This window comes from Dethiosulfatibacter sp. (genome assembly GCF_983023055.1).
This window is the reverse complement of sequence record NZ_CEZJXU010000418.1, coordinates 1-2276: the sequence shown is the minus strand read 5'-3', so window position 1 is coordinate 2276 and position 2276 is coordinate 1. Positions and strand designations below refer to the sequence as shown.

Below are 2276 nucleotides of genomic sequence, written 5' to 3'. Positions count from 1 at the left end.
ATCCTTCATATATTTCTTTCGCTTAAGTCCTATCCCATGCTCACCACTGAGCTTTCCTCCCAATTCATAAACTATATTGTAAAGCTCCTGCAATGCCTTCTCTTCAATCTCATGCCATTCCTCTATTGTTGTATTGGGATTCTTGACCAGTGTAGTGTGAAGATTTCCGTCTCCGGCATGACCATAGGAAGGCATCTTGATATCGTATTTTTTTGATATCTTTTCAATCTCAGGCATAAGCTTTGCTATGTTCGCTATAGGCACAACAATATCTTCCAAACTCTGCTCCGGACTGTAAACCATGAAAGCCTCCGCTATATTTCGCCTTACGCTCCAAACCCTTTCCTGTGTCGTATAGTTGTCAGCAACATATACTTCTATTGCGCTGTTTTCAAGACAGAGCTCTCCTATGGTTTCAGCATCAAGATTTACATTTTCTTCTACCGTACCATCAACTTCTATAAGAAGCATTGATCCAGCCTTTTGATAAGGCAGATGCTCGTTCAGATAATCACATGTCGTGTGAACGGAAAGCTTGTCCATAAATTCTATGGAAGTCGGAATAATTCGTCCTTCTGAAATAATCTTGGGAACCATTTTTATTGCTGATTCCGCATCACTAAAAAGTACCAGGAGATCGGTAGCGAATTTGGGCTTGGGAGAAAGCTTTATTATGGCTTTCGTAATTACTCCCAAAGTACCTTCGGAACCTATCATAAGCCTCTTAAGATCGTACCCGGTAACGTCCTTTATATTTTTCCCACCCATTTCCACAATTTCACCTGTCGGAGTGACTACTTCAAGTCCCATTACATACCTACCTGTTACACCGTATTTAATCGCCTTTCCACCACCGGCGTTTTCAGCTATATTTCCTCCAATATAGCAGGTAAGGAGACTCATCGGATAACCTGCGAAGAAAAGACCTTTTTCATCCACAATGCCGTTTATTTCATTTGTTACCAGACCCGGTTCCACTACTATCATCATATTGTCATAGTCAACTTCAAGGACCCTATTCATTTTTTCCATTGAAAGCAAGATACCTCCGAATACAGGTATGGCTCCTCCAGAAAGTCCGCTTCCTGCACCCCTAGGTGTTACAGGAACAAGATGCTTGTTTGCAAGTTTCATTACTTTAGATATTTGTTCAGCACTTTTGGGAGTTATTACCACTTCAGGCATGTGTGCATATTCTTCAGAAGTTTCATCATGGGAGTAGTTCTCCATTTTTTCTTCATCCACTATTACGTTTTTTGCTCCAAGTATTTCAATAAGCTCTTCCAGTATATCTTTAGTAATTGGATTGTATTTCATCTATTTTACCTCCTCTTGCAGCTTTTTATTGAGTAAAGGAACAACTTCAAATAAATCTCCTACAATTCCGAAATCCGAGACTTTGAATATTTCAGCTTCAGGATCTATGTTTATGGAAATAATAATTTCAGATGTCTTCATTCCGGCCAGATGCTGGATAGCTCCTGATATTCCGACTGCTATATACAGTTTTGGAGTAACAGTTTTACCACTTAACCCTACCTGTTGTGGATATACGGCCCAGCCTCTATCCACAGCATCCCTTGAAGCACCTATAACACCGCCTAGCGTATCCGCAAGCTCCTTGAGTATTGCAAAGTTTTCACCTTTTTTCATTCCCTTGCCACCGGATACCACTATGTCGGCACCATGTATATTCAATCCGCTGTCCTTGCCGTATTCGGACGCAAGTTTTTTAACTCTGCCGTCTACTAATGATTCATCGAATTCAATAAATTCAACTTCTCCGTTTCTGCTTTCGTCTACTTCGAGAGGTTTTGAAGACTTAGGTCTTACTGTGGCCATCTGTGGTCTATGGTTAGGAGTTTTTATGGTTGCAAGTATGTTTCCTCCTATTGCAGGTCTGGTTTGAAGCAAATTTTTTGTTTCCTTTTCTATATCCAAATCTGTACAGTCTGCTGTAAGTCCCGTATGCAGTCTCATTGCCACGTGGGGCATGAACGTTCTGCCATTCGCCGTCGCAGCAGCAAGGATTATGTTAGGCTTTCTTTTTTGAATCAAATCCACAACAAGGTTGCTGTAGTTTTCAGCAATAAAGTCATTCAAATTTTCACTTTCAACAACCAAAACCTTGTCCGCACCTCTTAGAATAAGTTCGTTTATTTGTTCTTTATCTACATCATTGCCTATAACAACTGAAACAAGATGTTCCTCAAGCTTGTCTGCCAAGGCTCTACCCCTGGATAAAAGCTCATAGGATACATCCTTGAGTCTTCCCT

At 40.6% G+C, this 2276-nt stretch carries 2 protein-coding genes; both read right to left on the bottom strand.

Annotated elements, in window-relative coordinates; genetic code table 11:
- On the bottom strand, positions 1-1317 hold a 1317-nt coding region (locus AC3AX0_RS11850), incomplete at its 3' end, for an FAD-binding oxidoreductase (protein WP_487550489.1).
- The coding region (locus tag AC3AX0_RS11845; protein WP_487550488.1) for an electron transfer flavoprotein subunit alpha/FixB family protein at positions 1318-2276 on the bottom strand (959 nt) is incomplete at its 5' end. It abuts the gene before it with no gap.